2 protein-coding genes are annotated in these 1,230 nt (G+C 69.3%); both read right to left on the bottom strand.

The window, feature by feature from the left end:
• On the bottom strand, positions 1–323 hold a 323-nt coding region (locus tag RT567_RS17025; RefSeq protein ID WP_313577358.1), incomplete at its 3' end, for a hypothetical protein.
• A 124-nt stretch (positions 324–447) separates the two neighbouring features.
• Complete coding sequence (gene flgH, locus RT567_RS17030; protein WP_313577359.1) at positions 448–1,173, bottom strand: flagellar basal body L-ring protein FlgH; 726 nt, start codon at positions 1,171–1,173, stop codon at positions 448–450.
• Between the last annotated feature and the right edge of the window lie 57 nt (positions 1,174–1,230).

Consider the following 1,230-nt stretch of genomic DNA (forward strand, 5'->3'; position numbering starts at 1 on the left):
CGCGCCTCGAAGGCCTCGCCGTTCGACAGCGGGTCGACGGGCTGCGGCCCGCTGGAGGCCAAAATCAGGCCTGCGCTGCGTGGCTGGACGTCGCCGTAGACCACGGCGGCGCCGTCGCCCGGCGCGCAGGTCAGCATCAGGGCCAGCTGGTCCGAATCCGGCAGGCCATAGGCCAGTTTGGCCATCGGCCCCTCGTGCAGCATATGCCAGCCGGGAACGGCCTCGGAGCCGCTGTTGGACGAGGACGGAACAGAGGTCGCCGCATGGGCCGCGACGGCGGCCAGGCCCACGGCGGCCAGGATGGGAAAGACGGTTTTACGCATGACAAGCTCACTCGCGTTCGACAGATCAAACGCGGGTCGCTTGTTAACGGTTCACGGCTCCGCTGGGCCGCGCGCGATTCAGTGATGCGCTGCGGCCGGAATCACACGTTTCGGTGAACGCGGGTCAGAAGGGGCTGAAGCGCTCGACCAGGGACTGGGCGGCGGGCGTCGCCTGCATCCGGCTGATGTCGCCGCGACCGCCGTAGCTGATGCGCGCCTCGGCGATCTGGCTGTGGCGGATGGTGTTGGCGCTGGAGATGTCTTCCGGCCGGACGATGCCCGCCACGGTCAGCTCGCGCACCTCGCGGTTGGTGCGCACTTCTTGCCGACCCTGGATGACCATATTGCCGTTGGGCATGACGGCGGTGACGACGGCGGCGACCGTCAGGTTCACCCGCTCCGAGCGGTTGACGCTGCCCGAACCGTTGGCGTTCACCGCCCCTTCCGTGCCGATCATGTTCGCCGGATCGAAACCGCCGGGGAAGGCGCGGCCCAGGCTGTTCTCCAGGCCGAAGAAGTTGGTGACGCCGCCCGAGGCGCTGTTGGTGCGGTTGCGCTGGGTGGAGTTCTGGGTCTGGGCGCGATCGTTGATGTCGATGGAGACGGTCAGAATGTCGCCGACGCGGCGCGCCCGCTGGTCGCCGAAGAAGCTGCGCGCGCCGGTGCGCCACAGGCTGTTGGCGCTGGCCGAGGTCGGCTCGGGCAGATAGGCCTGCTCGACCGGGACCAGGGCGGCGGGATAGCCGATGGGCGCCAGTTCCGGCCCCTTCACCGCTTCGATGGCGGTGGAGCAGGCGGCCAGGCTCAGGGCGGACAACGACAGGGCGGCGACGGTGATGGGGCGCATGATGGAACTCTCGCTCAACGGGCGGCGAACTGTTGCGGGTTGCGGCGGGCGATCTGGGCG

Source organism: Brevundimonas sp. (assembly GCF_032107865.1).
In the GTDB taxonomy this organism is placed as follows: Bacteria; Pseudomonadota; Alphaproteobacteria; order Caulobacterales; family Caulobacteraceae; genus Brevundimonas.